This window comes from Nonomuraea aridisoli (assembly GCF_003236395.1).
Taxonomy (GTDB): domain Bacteria; phylum Actinomycetota; class Actinomycetes; order Streptosporangiales; family Streptosporangiaceae; genus Nonomuraea; species Nonomuraea aridisoli.
This window is the reverse complement of the sequence record NZ_POUD01000538.1, coordinates 1-1,703: the sequence shown is the minus strand read 5'-3', so window position 1 is coordinate 1,703 and position 1,703 is coordinate 1. Positions and strand designations below refer to the sequence as shown.

The window sequence follows — 1,703 nt, the reverse complement described above, 5'->3', positions numbered from 1 at the left end:
CTAGGAGTGTCCTGAAGATCTTGGCGGTCTGGCCAGGTGGGGTTTCGGGATTCAGACTCGGGTCATGATGGGTCGTCAGAGGGTTCCGGCCGGGCCTGAGGTGTGGGTCGTGTGCCGGGAGATGATCCCGGCCGGGAGCGTGTTCGCGTTCCTGGCCGAACACCGGCGGGCGTTGTTCCCGCCGCAGGCGTTCGCGGACATGTACGCGCCGGTCAACGGGCGCCCGTCGGTACCACCCGGCCTGCTGGCCACGGTGGTGGTACTGCAAGCCTTGCAGGGGCTGTCCGATGAAGAGGCCGTCGCGGCCCTGCGGTTCGATCTGCGGTGGAAGGCCGCCTGCGGGCTCGGCCTGTACGACCAGGGGTTCGATCCGTCGCTGCTGACGTATTTCCGGCGTCGGCTGGCCCGTTCGTCGGACCCGGACCGGATCTTCGGAGCCGTCCGCGCGGTGGTGGAGCAGACCGGGGTGCTGACGGGCCGGACACGGCGGGCGCTGGATTCGGCGGTACTGCTGGACGCGGTAGCCACCCAGGACACCATCACCCAGCTGATCGCCGCGATCCGCCGGGTGGCCCGCCAGGTGCCCGGCGCAAGCGCGCTGGTGGCGGCACACTGTCACGCCTGCGACTACACCGACCCGGGCAAGCCGAAGATCGCCTGGGACGATGAGCAGGCCAAGGACGCCCTGGTGAGCGGGTTGGTCACGGATGCCTTCACTCTGCTTGACCTCCTGAACGGCCAGGACCTGGACGAGCCGGCCGAGCACGCGATCGGCCTGCTCGCTCTCATCGCCGGCCAGGACGTCCAGCCCGCCGACGGTTCCGATGGCACCGACGGGCGGTGGCGGATCGCCCGTCGCACCGCGCCCGATCGGATCATCTCCACCGTTGACCCCCAAGCCCGTCACATCCACAAAAGCGGGCAGCAGCGCGACGACGGCTATAAGGCCCACCTGGCCGTTGAGCCGGAGACCGGGCTGTTCACCGCCGTCACGTTACGCCCCGGAGCCGGCGCCGCCCACCACGAGACCGCCGTCGCACCCGACCTGCTCGCCGCCGAGGACGGCCGGTTGCAGATCCTGGCCGATGCCGCCTACGCTGCCGCCGAGCTGCGCGCCGCCCTCACCATCGCCGGACACCGGCTGCTCATCAAACCGCCCAGGCTCAAGCCCGCCGTGATCGGTGGATTCACCCTGGATGACTTCGTCATCGACACCCGCGCCGGCACGGTCACCTGCCCCGCCGGGCATACCGTCCCGCTCGCCGCGACCGGGGGCCGCCACCAGCAGCGCCGCGCCACCTTCACCGGGCTGTGCGCCGCCTGCCCCCTGCGTGACCGATGCACCACCGCCAAGACCGGCCGCGTCGTGACCATCCGCCCACACCACGACCTGCAGGCCGCCGCCCGCCACCAAGCCGCCACCGACCCCGACTGGCAGGACGATTACCGACGCTGGCGGCCCATGGTGGAACGCGCCGTGGCCTGGCTGGTCGCCCGCGGCAACCGCCGCCTGCGCTACCGCGGCACCGATGCCAACGACCGCTGGCTCCACCACCGCGCCGCCGCCCTCAACCTCCGCCGTCTGATCAACCTCGGACTCGCCCACACCAACGGCATCTGGACTGTCATCCCGATCACTGCATAGCAAAAGGGTGAGCCGACTCATGCCGACTCACCCAGCAAGATCTTCAGGACACTCCTAG

The 1,703-nt window shown here is 70.3% G+C and carries 1 protein-coding gene; it reads left to right on the top strand.

Annotated features, from left to right (window positions below; genetic code table 11):
- Positions 1-64 precede the first annotated feature (64 nt).
- Positions 65-1,645 carry an IS1182 family transposase gene (locus tag C1J01_RS47890; protein WP_111185780.1) on the top strand — a complete coding sequence of 527 codons (1,581 nt, stop codon included), beginning with the start codon at positions 65-67 and terminating at the stop codon, positions 1,643-1,645.
- Positions 1,646-1,703 lie beyond the last annotated feature (58 nt).